The following is a 16660-nucleotide window of genomic DNA, read 5'->3' as shown; positions in this document are numbered from 1 at the left end:
TTCTTGACAACGAAAAAAACATGTTCGACAAGTTAGCTTATGAAATGTTCTGTTTGTATAAATCTTCCGTAGCAGTGATCGGTTTGAGGGCGCATCCCACCGGCAAGGGCGGGAGGCCGTCATAATGCGTCAGTCTGTCCCTGCCGGAAGCAACGGTCCTAAACTGAAGTTTAAGCCAAAGCTCGACAAGATTGTTGAGTTATTGCTCTATCTTGCTCACAAGCACCCGAACTCAGATCAGTATCAAGCTGTAAAATTTATGTATCTTGCTGATCGAGAGCACTTCAACAAGTTCGGGAGGCCAATTACGTTCGAAACGTACTATGCGCTCGATTATGGTCCAGTTGCGACTAATGCTCTTGATCTCATCAAAGGTAAATTTTACGCACTAAAGGCGGCTGGCATATCGGGTCTGCCCATTGAGCTTGAGCGTAGGGACAACATAATTATCCTCTCGCATCCATTGAGAGCGGTAGACTATGATATTTTCTCTAGAAGCGACATCCATGTCTTCGATGACATTCTGAAAAGGTATGGAGATAAGAGCTTTGATGACCTGTATCGCATCACTCATAAGCATTTTGCTTATGACTATGCGTGGAAGAATAGGAAACAGGGCAATCGCGCGCTCATGTACTATGAAGACATGCTGGATGAGAACCCAAAAAAGTCTATCATAATTAATGAGCTTGAGCTAATAGCAGAGAACATGAAATGAGATTGGGAGAAGTTTTTTATTGGGAGACAGATAAAGCTAAAGGTCACGACCTCCGACACAAATACCATGTTTTCATCTGCGACGCTGATTGGCAGGAAGATCATACCTTTCTGTTCATCAGCTCTGATGACAACGGGGGTGACTATAAGATCGATAACCCACCCTATACATTTCTCACGAAAACACATAGCTTTGTTAGTTGCAATAGCATCGTTGCTTACCGTGATGACGAGCTTGGAAGTATCGGCAATTGTATAGGTTGTCTTTCCAGAGCGCATCTCCTCGAATTGCACAACGCGATTTCCAACAGTTTCACGATGGAAGGCAGGAACATTAAGCGGATCTGCAACGCGATACGTCAAGGATGTCCATAGAAGGCGATGTCCTCTTCTCACGCTGGCCCCACACCACTGTCGATCACCGGCCTTCACCGCCCCGCCAGCCGCCACAGCATGTTCCCGTGCGAGTCCTTCGCCGCCGTCACGCGCCCCTCGCTTTTGAGCACGCGGAGAGCCTTGGACACCCGCCTCGTGTGATCCGCCATGAGCTTGCGGTCCCGCGCGTCCTGGCCTGAAACGGAGAGCAGCGCCTCGGCAACCTGACGCGACGTGAGCGGGCCATCCGCTTCCCGCAGCTCGTCGATGCAGCCGCGCGTCAGCTCGCCTCGGCCGAAGATGACCTCGCGCTTCTGACGCGGCATGGCGGCGTCGAGATCACCCGTATAGCCCAGCGTGCCGAGGACACGGTCCATCGCGGCGACGTCGTTTTTGATCTCCGCCAGCCGATCGCGGATGCGCTCCGCTTCGCCGAACAAGTCGGCGCGCTTGGTGAGCAGGCCGGAGATGGTGTGCTCGAAGGTGTCGGTGCGAGCGGGGCGGATGGTATCGGACATCCCGCTATGGTATCAAACCTAAGCGATCTCAGGCAGATAGCCCTTGGTGAGTTTGCTACCTAAGACCGCGATTGTGCGGCCCTCGACGCTTTCGCGGCCAAGATGTACCGCCTCAGCGCCGACGAGCGCGACCTCGTCAAGGACGCCGTGTCCCGGGGCGCCTCGACCTTCCTCGACACGCGGGCATCGCGCGCCCAGGACATCGCGGCCGCCTCCGAGGCGGAAGTTGAGGTGTACGCACGCGCGGTGTGCGGGACGGTGAACGCGGTGCTCCGCGTCTCCGGCCGACGCCACCTCGTCGCCTGCGTCGCCGCAATGCCGGACGCCGGAGGGGGACCGCTCGACAGATTCGCCTCCGTCCGTTTCGCCATGCGCCCCGGTCGCGCACCCAGGAACGCGGTCGTCGATTGGGACCGTGCCAGGGCGGATGATTCGGTCGCGCGCTTACGGACGCTGCTGATGCGTTCACCCACGCCCTACTTACGCGAACGAAGGCACGTCCGGCTGTACGGTGAGGGCGACGTTACTGTGATCAAGCCGGTGCAGCGCAGGTATTGGAACGTGGCATCGGGGCTGATGGACGGGGACGCCATCCTCGCCGACCACTGGCTGCGGCGCTCCCAGTGACCTTCCGCCTCGCGGACGATGGACGACGTGGCGCCCCGAGCCTGGGCATCGCCGAGGAGGAACTGGCCGCGGTCGTACGGCTCATTGTCGTTGCGGCGAGGAGGACGCGCATTAAGGACCTTCCCGGGGACCCCGAGGCTTTGGAGAATCGCCTGTCAGTGTTCCTGCACCAAAACCTCATCGACTTGCAGCGGCGGGCCCGGATCGAATCGCTGGAGTTCTTTCTTGAGGCGTCGATCAACCTTCCGGAGTACAAGCGTGGCAAGGTGGCCGGCCGCATCGACCTGAAGGTCAAGTTCCCACATCAGTGGGGTAGGTACGAGTCGTACTTCGGCGTGGAGTGCAAACGATTGGCGCCCGGACAGAACGCGCTCTCCCGGTATTACATGACCGCTGGTATCGGTAAGTTCATCGACGGCACCTACAGTCGAGGGCACCCAGCCGGCATGCTCGTCGCCTACGTACTGGGACCGACGCTCGAAGATTGCTCCCGGGAAGTGGCCGAACGGGTCGCGGCGGGCCACCCGAGAGCCGGAAAGTTGGTGGACTGGGCGCCTCCGGTACACGACGCCGTCGTGCTCGAGGGAGGGATGCCGAGAAGGGTCGGCGACGACATGAGGCTACTGCACACCTTCGTCCGCATGTACGGGTAACGGCGGCTCCGGGCCGCCATACCCGGCGGGGCGACGAGCCACCCGGCGATCCCACCACGCCCCGTGGGGCTGTCTGCGGACCTCCAGGTGTGCTTTGCCGTGGGACACCGGGAGACGGAGGCTATCCCATGCCCCGCGGGCTACCACGGGGTGGTCCTGACCCTGTCCGGATGCCTCGCAACGGACGGCGAAGGCCCGCCGCCGCGACCTGAGGGCACCTGGACGAAAACCGATCGGCTGCTGCAGGTTCGATATAGCGGTCCGAAGGCTGCTCCGGGCCTCCTGGAGCGGCTATGTCGTCCTTAGGCCGTCAGTTGCGCCTCGCGCGCTTTGAAGGCGCCCACGAGCGCCCCGACGGCGATGAAATGTCGCTCCGCCGGTCGAGGCGGTCCACGGCCGCGTCGTGTGCCACGAGCGCACTGTAGGGGCCCATGAAGGCCCGGGCCGCGGGCGTTGCCTTTCGATCGACGTCGGCCAGATAGGGCCGAAGCTCGTCCAAGACGGCGCGGACGGAAGCCGCCCGGCGATGAAACTCTTCCAGCCGATCCCCTCCGGCACGACCAAGACCGGGGAGCTTCACGGGAGGGTCGCGTTCTTCACGGCCAACGGCAGATTTTCCGCCGCGTTGGTCGACGGGACGCGTCGCGCGCGAAGCCCGGCCCGTCCGGAGGGGGGCGGCGGAGCTTCCGAGCGGCTCCGGCGGGACCGCATGTGCCATCTCCGAGGTCGAGGACGGCGGGGCGGACATGCCGAGGAGGCCCGAAATGGAAGTGCCCCGAGCCCGAAATGGAAATGGAAGTCAGAAAGGCGGGAGATCACAACGGCTTGCGATGAAGGGCCGGTGCTGCTCGCCCCGACGAACGGGCTCGGCGCGTCGTCGGCCGGGATCGTGGTCTGTCAGACTCAGATGAACTGGCTCTGGATCGGCGGGCCGGAGCTTATCTCGGCAACCGGCGGCGCGGGCGGTTCATCGGCGGGGGGTGATAGGTATTTCTCTTGGGGTCTGGTGGAGAGGTCTGGCGGGGTGGGCTCGGCCGCAAGCGCCTCGCGGGTGCGGGTCGAGATGAGGGCGCGCTCCTTCTCGGCGAGCGCCGCATACAGATGGAGCATGAATGGATCCGCGTCAGGCCCTAGCTCGGCGACGAGGAAGGGGATCTTCTCGGCCATGAGACCGGAGATGAAGGCCACGTCGCGGGACAGACGATCGAGCTTGGCGACGGCCACGGGGCACTTCCGCACCTTCGCGGCGGCGAGGGCAGCGGCGAGCACCGGGCGCCGGTCGAGCGCGTCAGACCCCTTGCCCGTCTCCACCTCCACGAACTCGGCCGCGATCGTGAACCCCTCGGCCTCGGCGAACGGGGCTAGCGTCGTCCGCTGGGCGTCCAAGCCGAGGTCGGACTTGCCCTGGCCCGCCGTCGACACCCGAAGGTAGGTGATGAGCGGTTTCGGCATGGCGACCCTTCCCTGTCACGTAAACGTCGACGTCCGTCGAGGTTCGTGTGACGTGGGGCCGGGGCCGGTCGGCCGCAACCAGATCCGTCCGTTTCGACCGTGGAGAACCGCTGAAGCCCGTGGAGGTCCGCCGAGCCCGGCCGACGAGGACGGGCCCGTCATATCGGATGGGGTGACCTCGGCGGTTCCCCGAAACCACCGCCGACAGATCCACCGCCGGTCCGGCTGCGGAAACCGTCGCCGTCGCTCAGCTCCCGAGCCGGCCGGCGAAGGTTCCCGAAGGGTTGCCCTCATACGAGATGAAGTCGCTGTCCGTGTTCTGGACGTCCACGAGGAAACCGTTGACCTCGGACGCGAGGAGGAGCCGGTACGCCTCGAACTGGACCGCGCACATGGAGTAGAGCGGCTTGCCGTTGCGAATGTGCGATTTCGAGAAGGTCGGGTTCAACCGCCTCACGACGAACCACTTCGGGGTTTGGAACCACCGCCCGATCGAGATCCCGACAGCGCCGCGAACGTCGGAGTTCGTGCCGGCGTAACCGTTCGGGGCAGATAGGACGAGGCCGCCCAAGGAATTGACGTAACTCGTCACCTTCTTGCCGAGTTCGCCCGTGAAGGCGGGAGCCTGTCCCTGCGTGGGGAGGGCGAGCTGCTGAAGGATCTGGATCGGCGCCATGACGTCGGCGTCGGGGTTGGTGGCGACGAACATGAGGTTGAGCGTGAAGGCGATCCGCTCGGACCCCACCCATTGGCTCACGGTCTGGTTGAGGTTGCGGAAGATGAACTGGCCGACGTTCACCCTCTTGTTGGCGATGAGCGTCGCCATCTGGGCGTACTGGTTCGCCCCGCCGATGCTTTCGTTCAAGGCCTCGAACTGATTGCCGAGGGTGTAGGCGAAATCATCCGTGACGAAGCCGTACACGAGCGGACCGCCGTCGATGTCCAGCGCGACCCGGTTGTCGACGTCGCGCGTGGCGCGGTCGAAGTCGAACAGGACCTTGGACACGGGCATCAGCTCCGGTTGTTCGAGGCGCCGCCCATCGCCAAAGCGGCGAGGTGGTCGAACGGCTCCGGCGCGGTGCTCGGAGCGATCTGCAACGGCATCGCGGTCGCCTACCTGGGCGCGGACTGTTCCTGACCATCGGCGCCGTTGATGATGCCGATTGGGAAATCCAAGCTGTTCACCAGAGGAGGGGCATCCTCGACAGCACCCCGGCGAGGCAGGGACTTCGACGCAATCCGGGTCTCTGGAATGCGGCAAGGGGTTGAGGCAACCTCAAGCTCGACCCAGCGCGAGACGCGGTGTAGCTCATGTCGTCCGGCTACCACCGAGTGAGAAAGCCGACGCCCGTCCGAAGTCGCTCCGCCCCCCCTTCCGCCCGGACGTGCCGACCTCTCACCCTGTGCGTGACCACGCTGAACTGAGAGGCAGGCCTTGGCGAAGTGCATCCTGTGTCAAACTGCCGAGGTGGGCCACGGCACGAAACCCGAGCACGTCCTCAACGACGCGCTCGGCGGGCGCCGGAAGACGCGCTGGGCCATCTGCTCGGCCTGCAACGGGAAGCTCGGCTCGACTGTGGACAAGGCTGTCGCCGAGCAGGTTAAGCCGATCCGAAACATGTTCTCCATGGCGTCCGGGAACGGGGAACCTGCGCCGACAATCCGTGTCACCTCGGGGGACATGACGTTCGACGTCTTGGGGGACGGTCGGCTGCGGCTGGTGACATCCAAGCCGTTCAACGACACGCTGGCGCCGGACGGCACCTTCTCGCTCCAGATAACGGGGCGATCCGAGGACGATATCGCGCGCTCGTTCGCACACGCCGCGGCCAAGCGCGGGATGACCGTCGAAGAACTAATTTCCAAGATTGCGAAGGTCACGGGCGTCGTCCAGGATCTCCCACCGGGCAGCGTCGGGCACCAGATCTCGTTCGGCGGTCTGGATTGCAGCCGCATGATGATGAAGTCCGCTCTGGTGCTCTGGTGCACCGCGGTCGGAAACGATGAACTGCACAAGGGCTGCTACGACGACGCACGCCACTTCGCCCTGAACGGGGACTACAAAGGTGAGGTGGCCCTGACGACCATGGACGATAGATACGTCGAAGGCCATGCGGCGTTGGCGGAAGCGTTCGGCCCCCTGTTCAACTACATCGCCGTCGCGAGCGACACCAACGGGCGGGTGAAAGCTTACTTCGGTCTCTACAACCTGTACGCACTTTGCCTGACGCTCGCGCCGTCGGGTGGCATCGCGGAGCAAAAGGCGGTGCTCGTCTCCAATCCGCTCGATCCCGGTCGGTGGTCCGACGACATCGGACCCAACATGTCGATCGACGCGGCTTGGATGGACGCCCCACACTGGTCCGAGGACCACTCCGGCTACCTCGACAAGCTCAACAAAATGGGTGCCTTCCACCAACAGTTCTCGCGTGAGCGCATGATAAAGATTGAGGTTGAGGATCGATGGCGTGAACTGCGTCCGGATGGACTCGAAGTCGGCTCACCCGAAGGACATAGCTTCATCGGCGAGCTCTCGCACGCTATCTCGCACAACGTCCTCGGACTACCACGATCTAAGCCCTTCACGATCGATAATCTCATGCAGATCGTGCGCCGGAAGGGCGAAAACTGATGAAGAGCACGGAAGCCGCCGGTCTCGCGATGAAGACCGGGGGTCACGCCACGTGAAGGTAAATTTCGGAGCTGGACCGGACGAGGCTCAAGGCCAAAGCCCCGATCCTGTGGCGTTGCGCGAGCGGCTCCAGCCACCTCGCCGGGATGGCTTCGGCGCCGAACTTGGCCCCGGCGATGGCGCCCGTCACGCAGGCCGTCGTGTCGGCGTCCCCGCCCAGGTTTGCGGCCAAGGTCACGGCACGTTCGAAATCCGGAGAGTTGGCACACGCCCACAGAGACGCCTCCAACGTGTGGACGACGAAGCCTGTCGATTTCACGTTTCGTCGCTCAAGCCCACCCCACAGAGCCGTCTTGGCCCTGAGGATGTCCGGATGGCCTTCGAACTGTGGCATGGCGAGCTTCAGCGGATCCGACTCCCCACGGAGGATGAGCCGGAGGAGCTGCACGAGGTACGAGCACGAGTCTAGACAGACGTCGGAGCCGTGCGTGAGCCTAGACTGGTCGCGAGCGATCCGGACGGCCTCGGCCTCTGGAGCGTCGAGCGTGAAAATCGCCACCGGGGCGAGCCGCATGATCGAGCCGTTCCCAGATGAATGCTCGTCCGTCGATCCGGAGTAGGCGTTTCCGGTCCGCTCGAAGCGCTCCAGAGCTTGCCGGGTCGTCACGCCTATGTCGACGCACGTCCCCGGCACGCTCGAATACTGGCCCTCCCGGTAGTATGCGAGGAACCGCTGGGCGGCGTCGAGCGGGTCCCACTTTCGGCATACCAAGAGGCTTTTCGACAGAGCGTTGGCGAGTGCCGTGTCGTCGGTCCAGCACCCGACGGGGAGGTCGAACGGGCCGCCGCCGGTCATCTCTCGGCGTGCAAGGGGCGGCGAGATACGGGGGCCAAACTCCAACGAGCTTCCAATCGCGTCGCCGACGGCGAGGCCGAGCAACATACCCCGCGCCCGCTCGATGATGCCGGGCTTGTCAGGGACAGGCTCCGGCTCCGGGCGGTCGGCGCGGGCCTCGACGGCCCTGAGCTTCTCGCCGAGCGTGGACGAAGGGTCCGCCCTGCGCCGTGCGCGACGTCCCTCACGGTCACCTCTTCCCTGATTGTCCTCGCTCATGTGCTCTCCCACCATGCCAGCCATCGATGGCCCCGGGGAGCTTCCGCGGGGAGGCCGCGACTTCAGACAGATGTGAGGATTTCTTCGGCCGTACCGCCGCCTCCGGTTCTTTTTGGGTGTACCCATACCGAACCGGCGCGAGGCACCCCGTCCTGGCCGGTTCTCTTGGGGTACACCTATAACGGATAGACGCGCTGGCCTCGACGAGATCTTCACCACCCTGGTGACCCCTACGCTGCAGGCTTTTCCCCCCGGGCTGCGTCCGATCGCGATATTCGAGGAGGCGGTGCGCCGCCACCCCGAATTCGGGTCCGGCGTCCGCCACACGCTGGAACGCCGCATCCGGACCTGGCGCGCCATGAACGGGCTGGAGCAGGACGTCATCTTCCGTCAGACCCATGAAGGGTGTGCTGACGTCCCAGACCCATTGGACGGGCCGACAGATGACCCACCCTGCCACCATTTGTTCATCGAACCGCTAAGATCCGGTCGCTAACATCCCGCTAAGTCCGACCAGCGGGACGTGCCATGCCGACCGAAGCCGCGTCGATCGAAGCCGTGACGGCCCTGAACCGCTTCGGCCTCGGCGCGAGGCCCGGCGACCTCGCCCGCGTGGCGGCCGACCCGCGCGGGGCGCTCCGGGCCGAGCTGAAGCCCGAACGCGCCATCGTGGGGCCCGATGCCGCCGGGAGCCTCGCCGGCACGGCCGCGAACCTCGAGGCCGCCTTCGCCGCCGAAGAGGCCCGCAAAGCCCTGCGCGAGGCGGCGGCGGCGGGGGCATTCCCCCTCCTCTTGCCCTCCGCCATGACGGGAGGCTCGCCCGGACGGGCGCCACCCCAGCCCGAGGCCGCCATCTACCGGGCGGAGGCGCTGGCGCGGTTCCGCATGGCACAGGCCGCCGAGGTCGGCTTCGTCGAGCGGCTCGTGGGGTTCTGGTCGAATCACTTCTGCGTCTCGGCCGCCAAGGGTCTGATGTTGCGCGCCAGCGCGGGCTCCTTCGAGCGCGAGGCGATCCGCCCCTTCGTGCTCGGCCGCTTCGCCGACCTGCTCCTGGCGGTCGAACGTCACCCCGCCATGCTGTCCTACCTCGACAATGCCCGCTCGGTGGGCCCGGCCTCGCGGGCCGGCGGCAACGGCAGGCACGGCCTCAACGAGAACCTCGCGCGCGAGATCCTGGAACTGCACACGCTTGGCGTCGACGGGGGCTACGGCCAGGACGATGTGACAGCGCTCGCCCGCGTCATCACCGGATGGACCGTAGCGGGTCGGGACGGACGGCACGGCGAACCCGGCGCTTTCGCCTTTGACGCCGCCACGCACGAGCCCGGGGACCAGACCGTGGTGGGCCGCACCTATCCGGGCGGGGGCTTCGGCCAGGGCGAGGCCGCGCTGAACGACATCGCCCGCCACCCGGCAACCGCGCGCCACATCGCCGTGAAGCTCGTGCGCCACTTCATCGCCGACGATCCCCCGCCGGCCGCGGTGGACCGGATTGCGACGCTGTTCCGCGCGCGCGACGGGGACCTCCGCGCCGTGGCGCTCGCCCTCGTCGACCTGCCGGAGGCCTGGTCGGCGCCGCCCACCAAGATGCGCAGCCCCAACGACCTCCTCGTCGCGGCCATGCGCCTGCTCGGCGCGGCGCCCGCCAACCCCGGGCCGATGCTGGGCGGGCTGCGCCTGCTAGGACAGCCACTCTGGGAACCGCCGGGGCCGAACGGCTTCCCGGACACGGCCGCGGCCTGGGCCTCGCCCGAGTCCATGAAGCTGCGGCTCGACCTCGCCGCCCAGGTGGCGCACGGCGCGCGGGGCGCCGGGGCCGACGGCACCGCCGACCCGCTCGCCCTGCTGGAAACTGCGGCCGGCGACGCCCTGTCGCCCGAAACCCGCGATGCCGTCGCGCGCGCCGAGTCGCGCCAGCAGGGCTTCGCCATCGCGCTTATGTCGCCCGAATTCCAGAGGAGGTGACCCTTGTCGCTCTGCGAAACTCCGAGCCCCACCCGCCGCGCCCTGCTGGGCGGCGGTGCCGGCTGCTTCGCCTGGGCCTTCATGCCCCGCTTCGCCCGGGCCGCCGGCGCGCGCGACATGCGCCTCGTCACGATCGTGCTGCGCGGCGCCCTCGACGGGCTCTCGACTGTGGCGCCGCTCGGCGACCCCGCCTATGCCGGGCTGCACGGCGCGCTGGCGCTGCAGCGTGATGGCGACCACCCCGCCCTGCCGCTCGACGGATTCTTCGCCCTCAACCCCGCCATGCCGGCCTTCGCGCGGCTGTTCCGGGCCGGGCAGGCCGCGGTGGTCCATGCCACCGCGACCGGCTACCGCGAGCGCTCGCATTTTGACGGGCAGGACGTGCTGGAAAGCGGCCAGCCGGTGCCGGGCCTCACCGCCTCAGGCTGGCTCAACCGGGCCATGGCGGCGCTGCCCGCGGGCGAGCGGGTCGGGACGACGGGCCTCGCCGTCGGCGCCGTGGCGCCGCTCGTGATCCGCGGACCGGCGCCGGTGCTCGGCTGGGCGCCGCAGGCCGGCCCCGCAACGGCGGGCGCGGACCTTGCTGGCCGCGTGCTCGACCTCTACGCCCGGCGCGACCCGGCGCTGGGCATGGCGCTGGCCCAGGGGCTCGCGACGGAACGGTTGGCCGCGACCGAGACGGGGACGCCCGGCGGCATGGGGCGAGGCGGCGACATGGGGTCGCCGCAGGGCATGCGGCAGGCCGCCGAGGGCGCGGCGCGCCTGCTCGCGGCCGCCGACGGGCCCCGCATCGCGGCCCTGGCCTTCGACGGCTGGGACACCCACGCGAACGAGGGCGGGGCGACGGGACGGCTGGCCCAGCTGCTCGGCGGGCTCGACGGCGCGGTGGCGGCTCTGGAAGCGGGGCTCGGCGAGCATTGGCGCGACACGACGGTCGTGGTGGCGACGGAGTTCGGCCGCACCGTCCACATCAACGGCACGGTAGGTACCGACCACGGCACCGGCACAGTGGCGCTTCTGGCTGGCGGCGCGCTGAAGGGCGGCCTCGTCCTCGCCGATTGGCCCGGCCTCGCCCCCGCTCAGCTCCACGAGGGCCGCGACCTGAAGCCCACGACCGACCTACGGGCGATCTTCAAGGGCGTTCTCGCCGTCCAGTGGGGCCTGTCGGAGGAGGTGCTCGCCCGCAGCGTGTTCCCGGGCTCAGAGGGCGTGCGGCCGATGGCGCGGCTCTTCGCTTGATGTCCTCGACGAGCGCAGCCTTCTCGCTCGCGGTGAAGCGGCGTCGGCGCCCCCTGCCGGTGCAGACGTCGAAGCGCTGCGGCCTCTCAGACACGAGCACAAGCCCAGGCATAGACATGGATCGAAGCCTCCTTGGGCCTCGATCTTCGAACGCCACGCAAGGCCTCGAAAAGTGAGGGCGGAGCGACGCTTACAATCAATTCGACACAAGGGACGATGCCTTGATATCTATTTCAAAGCAGAGGATCACAGCTCGTAACTTAGTCTAGCCCTGGCGACCAAATCATCGCCAGGGTCGAAGGGTTTACCCTACGTGCAGCGGCCGAGCCGTTATGTCATCGCTCGAAAAAAAACCAGTCGGGATGAGCCCGACGCCAATCAGCTTGCCGATCGGCATTCTGCTGCAGCATCATTCCGAACTTGACACAGGCTTTCTTATCACCGTGGTCACAGAGATCATGGAAGCCAATCATCTGCGCCTCACGCCCGTCCTGAGCAAAAGTCGGAACCGATCCAGCGGAAATCAGAATCAACACGGTACCAACGAGGATATTCTTCATTGTGTCATTCCCGTCTCCAGCGCCGCGCGGTACGGTGCGGCATGACAGACATTAGCTGGGGGTTTTCGGCTGAATGAGGGCTGGCTCATTTTTTCATCGTAGGTTCACGACCTCTGTCCCTGTACGGCCCAAATCTGCTCGTCTAATCCCTGCCCTAAGCTTCTGTCGCGTCAGTTCGCCTGGGTATGTCCGGAAGAGACCAATGGAGGTGGACTCTGATGGGCTACCTGGACCGGTTCGCTATGAGTACACCTCAAACGAACCGATGCGGGCCGTCATTGGAAACACAGCGTGCCAGTCTACGCTTTCCTATCCAGCAATATGCACCTCAGATCCATACAGATCGAAATCGAATGTAAGCCCTCTTGAACTACCTGCCTGCAAACTTTCTAGAGAAAGTGAAACTCCCTCGTTGTAAGTTGCGAGCTGGATCCCAAAGAACACATCCGCTTTGAACTGATAAGAAAGCATTCGCCACACTTCGAGATCGTCTGTAAGGTGCCGAAATAATTCGATCACATGGCGATCGAGATCGCCTGGACGGAGCCGGGCAGTTTTTAAGCGCCACGATCCTGTGGGTGCTCGTACTTCGGAACCGTTTTCCGCCAGTCTGACCGGGTCACCTTTGCGCGAAGAGAGCGTGGGGTGCCCCCCAAGCATCTCAGATAGACGATCTGGGATCAGCTCATCTCCGAAGAATCGCAACGTGGCGACCGACTCGAAAAGCTCACCCATCTTCTATCCCACAGCGAAGGAGCGTCAACAACTGCTCCCTGTGTATCTGATGCCGGCGCTTGGCGGCAGCTTCTTCCGTTTCGGTTCGCTTGGGGTAAGCCCATAGCGAACCGCTCCAGCAGTCTATTATGAGCCTGATGACCCCACCAACCAAAACAGACTTTCCTAAATAGACCATCCAAAACGAACCGGCCCGAAGCGGCACGAGCTCGGTCAGATGGAACGACGGTGCCTCGGTTGGGAAGGTCGCATGTGTTCGAGCGGCGGGCTTGATGGGCGGGGTCGCCCGGGCTGGCGAAGCGGCACTCCCGCGCTCCCCGGATGACGAACGACCTCCGACTCACCCCGAAGCCATGATGACAAAGCCCATCGGGCGTGGATGCATTGATAGGGTGTGGAAGCCCATGCGGAGCTGCGTGGGCGGCATCGCCGGGGCGGGGTGTTACCCGCCCACCTCGTCCCGCAACGGGCGCCGTCAGGGGGGACGAGATCACGTCTCGATGCGGCGCCGGTCGTGGGCGACGTCGGCATAGGCCGAAAGCTGGCGGTCGGCGATGAAGTGCTGGTCCCGCTCGACGGCGAGGCCCAACGGGCCGCGGATGGCGCGCAATTCCGACAGGGCGACATACCCGAGTTCAGGAAGTCCCAGGCCCAAGTCAGAGAGACCGAAGGCGCGGTCGGGCTCGCCCGGGTCGAGTTCGGCCAACAACCACGTCGCGTTCGCGTTCGGCGTGAACAGCTCGACCAAGGGATAAGGATTGACGTCCTCGCCGGCCGAGCGTGAGGCGAGGTCAATTATGAAGGGGAGGCTCCCGCGGCGCTCGGGATGGCGCCGTCAGGGTGTAATTCATCGCGGATCGCGGATGTTCAGGACGGTAAGTCATCTGACATAACAACATCTCACTTGCTAGGGGCGAGCCTGCGATTCCTTAGGCTCGTATCGTATTTTAGAGCAGGGGACTGAAGGTTGATAAATTTTGTTATTGAGAACATCGACAATAGAAATATCTCGAACGATCCTTACGAGAGGGTTCGATATAAAATTCTCATTCAGACGGTTAAACTCAGCTTCGCAGAAAATATAGTTACTTGTATGACTATTGAATATAGATGAAATTTCAGAATATTTAATTATTCGATATAGATATGGCGATATATACAATGCCTCGCAATAAGAGTGACCGGGGAGATTGATGAACATGCCAGCGATGTCCCAGTCATCGTCGCTCGCTCCGACGATATCTTCGTACGATAGCGTCGCTAAAAGATCTCTTTCACCCTCTGCGTAAATATCTCTTGATTTGTGAGCGAGAAAGGCGATTCGAGTCGCCTGGAAAATGCATGCAGCCGGACCAGAGTTAGACAAGACTTGCATCCGTTGTGGGAGGCTTGAGCCCCCGTTGAGAGGCCTCTCAGGTAGCTCATGTTTTCAGGTTCGGGGAAACCTTGATGCGAATTTCGTGAGCGTTTGGGCCGATCTCCCAAGTTTCATTCTATAGTCGTGGCGCTTCTGACGCAAATCAACTCGGGGTTCAAAGTCCAGCTTATCCGCATGAGTGATTTCCCGAGCAGATGCCTGAGTTGAGTCGTGCCGGGGTGGAGGCAGGCGTTTTTGGAACGTCGAATCGGGCGATACGATCTCCAAAGCGGCTTGATGGTCAAATATGAAAACCACCGCTTTCGAACTCCGTCAGATCTCCACGTCGGCGAGGCCGACCACATCGGCGAGAAGTCGACGGAGATTGAACCACGGTAACACGGCGGACTCGGGAGGCCCTGCTTCGCCCGCCGCGATGAACACGGCCAGCTTGAGCGCGATGTCGTCCAACCCCGAGCCGGGGCCGACAGCAGATGGGCAGCCGAGCCCCGCACCAGCCGACTTATGCGCATCTCCCGCGCTTGGCGGACGATGGAGACCCGCCGCTTCGACCCGAGACCCCGCCGCCGTCCTGCCCCAGCCTCGCCCTTCGGTATCGAAGCGGCGGCGAGGGCCGCCTCCGCCCGGTCGAGGGCGACGAGCGCCTCACTGTGGACCATGAGCGCAGCGTCGACCGCGACGAAGGCGCGGGCAACGGGCAACACCCCTCGAACCGCGTCGGGCAAGAGGGGTCGAAGCTCGTCGAGGACGCGGCGCGATGGGAGCAGGCCGCCGATGATGTCGTCCAAGCCGTTCACCCCGACACGTTCCAGACGGTGGTGCTTTGCGGCGGGGATGATGCGGTGTCGGTCATGAAGCGGATCTCCCGCGGCGCTCGGGACGGCGCCGTCGAGGGTAGCTTCCGGGCGGGCCGGTAAACTTCAGAGCCGGGCATCATCACCCGCAAGAGTCGTAATATCCGAGCAAATACCTCTACCTGTGCGTGTTCAAAATTTATTTTCTGAAAGCCGTGAAGTTCTCCGGCCCTCTGTGAAGCTCCCATCACGAGGCATTGAACCGGGCAGCAGATCGCAGCCCGGGTGCCTTCAGGTAGGAGGTCCCCATGAACAGATTCCAGGAAATGGCCGAGGCCGGCGCGAGGGCCGAGCCGGAGCCCGTCGCCACGAACCCCTTCAGGACGCTTGGCAAGAAGCTCGACGACGAAGCCTACGAACGCGCTCGCGTGGCCTTTTACGCCTCGATGGACCCGGAGCCCGTGAAGAACAGGCGTGGCGCGAAGCCTGGGAGGCTGCGCGTCTCGATGCACGAGAAGCTCGGCGACGCCCACTGGTCCCATACCGTCGACGGCCGGGAGGTGGCCGAGATCGAGAACATCAACGCCACCTTCCGGAGGCTTAGCAACCTGGACTTCGAGGTCGACGAGGATGAGCCGCAGGAGCTGAACTACCTCACGATCAATCAGGTGCAGCGCGCGTACAAAGCGATGATGCTCCTGCACTGTATGGGCTTGAATTTCAACATTTGGTATACCTGCAACTGGACCTCGGTCAAGCTCACCACCGATGAACAGGTCGCCGAAGCGGTCGAGTGGCAGATCGTCCTCCTCCGCAAGTGGCTGGAGTACAGGGGGGCGGAGTTCCACTACATCTGGGTCGTCGAAAGGGGCGAGGGACGGGGGCTGCACATGCACGTCCTGCTGCACCTTCCGAAGGAGGTCCCCCTCAAGAAATTCGAACGGCAGGTGTCGCAGACGATCTTCACCATTACCGGCATGTATCCCCGCTGTCCCGCCGCCAAGCCGTCTAAGCGGCCGAAGCGGGCTAAGCGGTCGATGTCGGCCAAGCCCATTGATCCGTCCGTTAACCCCTTCGCCGACGTGCCCATCGAGGTGGACGACACCAGGACGGTCAAGATCGAGCGGCTCACGAGCGTCGGCGAGCAGTGGCATCTCTGGCGCTACATCATGAAGGGGATCCACCCCGAGGAGGAGATGCACATCCGCGGGAGCCGGCGCCGGAGCCGCGCGTGGATCCCGCTCGCGCGGTACCTCGGGCTGGAGGAGAACTCGCACCAGGGCCAGTATCTGGGCCAGCGGTTCGGGCGGTCCCAGACGCTCGGGCCGGAAGCGTGGCGCTGGTTCAAGGTGATGTACGGGATGCCGCCCAACCCCTTCTGGACCGCCGAGAAGCCGGGCGAACTCTACGGGCGGCAGTTCCTCGACTTCGCGAAGGCGCTGGGAAACCCGCAGCCGAAGCCGAAGAAGGATTCGGTGAAGTTGCTCAGGTTCCTCGAAATCTGAGCGTCTCGACCGTCCGCGCCCCCACGCGCCGACATCGACGACACCGGCGCCCGACCTCCCGTGGCCGACGGTGTCGCGGGGGGCCGGCTCCGCCCCTGCGGATAAGCCCCGTCGAGAATACGCCTCGGCGCCGCGTCGGCACGCCCCGAACCTTTCCCCACCCCTGCCGGTGGTCATACTGGATGGCATCCGGGCGGGCCTCGCCGTCCCGGCTCGGACGCCGAAAACGGAGGAACCCCCGCGCAGAAAACGGAGGAACTCCTGCGCAGAAGCGGAGGAGGGACTCCCGTAACCCTCTGCTAAATAGACACAATCCCAAGGCCAAAAACCACTGAAGACGGGGCTGGGCTCGGGAGGCGCCCGGTGCCACGGCTCGAAGGCGGCCGAGGAATGGCG

At 64.2% G+C, this 16660-nt stretch carries 16 protein-coding genes and 1 pseudogene; 9 read left to right on the top strand and 8 right to left on the bottom strand.

Going from position 1 to position 16660, the window contains the following annotated elements:
- The first annotated feature begins 124 nt into the window (after window positions 1–124).
- Window positions 125–718: a Panacea domain-containing protein gene (locus tag D3273_RS01180; protein WP_129222753.1), complete on the top strand. Its 594-nt coding sequence runs from the start codon at window positions 125–127 to the stop codon at window positions 716–718.
- A 427-nt stretch (window positions 719–1145) separates the two neighbouring features.
- On the opposite strand, the gene D3273_RS01175 is transcribed toward D3273_RS01180, so the two are convergent.
- Window positions 1146–1610 carry a hypothetical protein gene (locus D3273_RS01175; protein WP_129222752.1) on the bottom strand — a complete coding sequence of 155 codons (465 nt, stop codon included), beginning with the start codon at window positions 1608–1610 and terminating at the stop codon, window positions 1146–1148.
- Window positions 1611–1712: 102 nt separating this feature from the next.
- On the opposite strand from D3273_RS01175, the gene D3273_RS01170 reads away from it, so the two are divergent.
- Both D3273_RS01170 and D3273_RS01165 read left to right on the top strand, forming a co-directional pair.
- Window positions 1713–2237 carry a hypothetical protein gene (locus D3273_RS01170; protein WP_129222751.1) on the top strand — a complete coding sequence of 175 codons (525 nt, stop codon included), beginning with the start codon at window positions 1713–1715 and terminating at the stop codon, window positions 2235–2237.
- Window positions 2234–2890, top strand: coding sequence for a hypothetical protein (locus D3273_RS01165; protein WP_129222750.1), 657 nt, complete (start codon window positions 2234–2236; stop codon window positions 2888–2890). Before D3273_RS01170 ends, D3273_RS01165 begins: the two co-directional genes overlap by 4 nt.
- 903 nt (window positions 2891–3793) lie before the next feature.
- On the opposite strand, the gene D3273_RS01160 is transcribed toward D3273_RS01165, so the two are convergent.
- Both D3273_RS01160 and D3273_RS01155 read right to left on the bottom strand, forming a co-directional pair.
- Window positions 3794–4342 (bottom strand): recombinase family protein, encoded by a 549-nt coding sequence (locus D3273_RS01160; RefSeq protein ID WP_129222749.1) that lies wholly within the window; start codon window positions 4340–4342, stop codon window positions 3794–3796.
- Window positions 4343–4589: 247 nt separating this feature from the next.
- Entirely contained in the window at window positions 4590–5348 is a 759-nt protein-coding gene (locus D3273_RS01155) for a hypothetical protein (RefSeq protein ID WP_129222748.1), read from the bottom strand.
- A 429-nt stretch (window positions 5349–5777) separates the two neighbouring features.
- Here D3273_RS01155 and D3273_RS01150 point away from each other — a divergent pair, with 429 nt between their 5' ends.
- The gene (locus D3273_RS01150) at window positions 5778–6974 is read left to right on the top strand and encodes an HNH endonuclease (protein WP_129222747.1); all 1197 of its coding nucleotides are present in this window, start codon (window positions 5778–5780) and stop codon (window positions 6972–6974) included.
- Window positions 6975–7017: 43 nt separating this feature from the next.
- Here D3273_RS01150 and D3273_RS01145 read toward each other — a convergent pair whose 3' ends face one another.
- A complete protein-coding gene (locus tag D3273_RS01145; RefSeq protein WP_245500919.1) occupies window positions 7018–8088 on the bottom strand; it encodes an ADP-ribosylglycohydrolase family protein in 1071 nt (356 codons plus the stop codon).
- A 199-nt stretch (window positions 8089–8287) separates the two neighbouring features.
- Here D3273_RS01145 and D3273_RS28980 point away from each other — a divergent pair.
- The 3 genes and pseudogenes from D3273_RS28980 to D3273_RS01135 form a co-directional block, all read left to right on the top strand.
- A pseudogene (locus D3273_RS28980) lies at window positions 8288–8491 on the top strand (IS21 family transposase); the annotation flags it as partial.
- Between the two features lie 125 nt (window positions 8492–8616).
- Window positions 8617–10053: a DUF1800 domain-containing protein gene (locus tag D3273_RS01140; protein WP_129222746.1), complete on the top strand. Its 1437-nt coding sequence runs from the start codon at window positions 8617–8619 to the stop codon at window positions 10051–10053.
- 81 nt (window positions 10054–10134) lie between these two features.
- Complete coding sequence (locus D3273_RS01135) at window positions 10135–11292, top strand: DUF1501 domain-containing protein (protein ID WP_129223021.1); 1158 nt, start codon at window positions 10135–10137, stop codon at window positions 11290–11292.
- Window positions 11293–11627: 335 nt separating this feature from the next.
- Here D3273_RS01135 and D3273_RS01130 read toward each other — a convergent pair whose 3' ends face one another.
- The 4 genes from D3273_RS01130 to D3273_RS28035 form a co-directional block, all read right to left on the bottom strand.
- Window positions 11628–11852 carry a hypothetical protein gene (locus D3273_RS01130; RefSeq protein WP_129222745.1) on the bottom strand — a complete coding sequence of 75 codons (225 nt, stop codon included), beginning with the start codon at window positions 11850–11852 and terminating at the stop codon, window positions 11628–11630.
- A 309-nt stretch (window positions 11853–12161) separates the two neighbouring features.
- On the bottom strand, window positions 12162–12587 hold the full coding sequence (locus D3273_RS01125; protein ID WP_129222744.1) for a DUF4279 domain-containing protein: 426 nt from the start codon (window positions 12585–12587) through the stop codon (window positions 12162–12164).
- A 490-nt stretch (window positions 12588–13077) separates the two neighbouring features.
- Window positions 13078–13383 (bottom strand): DUF2958 domain-containing protein, encoded by a 306-nt coding sequence (locus D3273_RS01120; RefSeq protein WP_428977747.1) that lies wholly within the window; start codon window positions 13381–13383, stop codon window positions 13078–13080.
- An 894-nt stretch (window positions 13384–14277) separates the two neighbouring features.
- A complete protein-coding gene (locus tag D3273_RS28035) occupies window positions 14278–14415 on the bottom strand; it encodes a hypothetical protein (RefSeq protein WP_165359330.1) in 138 nt (45 codons plus the stop codon).
- A 200-nt stretch (window positions 14416–14615) separates the two neighbouring features.
- Between D3273_RS28035 and D3273_RS01115 the strand changes: the two genes are divergently transcribed.
- Together D3273_RS01115 and D3273_RS01110 are read left to right on the top strand one after the other, a co-directional pair.
- Complete coding sequence (locus tag D3273_RS01115; RefSeq protein ID WP_129222742.1) at window positions 14616–14882, top strand: hypothetical protein; 267 nt, start codon at window positions 14616–14618, stop codon at window positions 14880–14882.
- 185 nt (window positions 14883–15067) lie between these two features.
- Entirely contained in the window at window positions 15068–16264 is a 1197-nt protein-coding gene (locus D3273_RS01110) for a rolling circle replication-associated protein (RefSeq protein ID WP_129222741.1), read from the top strand.
- The last annotated feature ends 396 nt before the right edge of the window (window positions 16265–16660 follow it).

This window comes from Lichenibacterium minor (assembly GCF_004137685.1).
Taxonomy (GTDB): domain Bacteria; phylum Pseudomonadota; class Alphaproteobacteria; order Rhizobiales; family Beijerinckiaceae; genus Lichenihabitans; species Lichenihabitans minor.
This window is presented reverse-complemented; position numbering and strand designations above follow the sequence as displayed.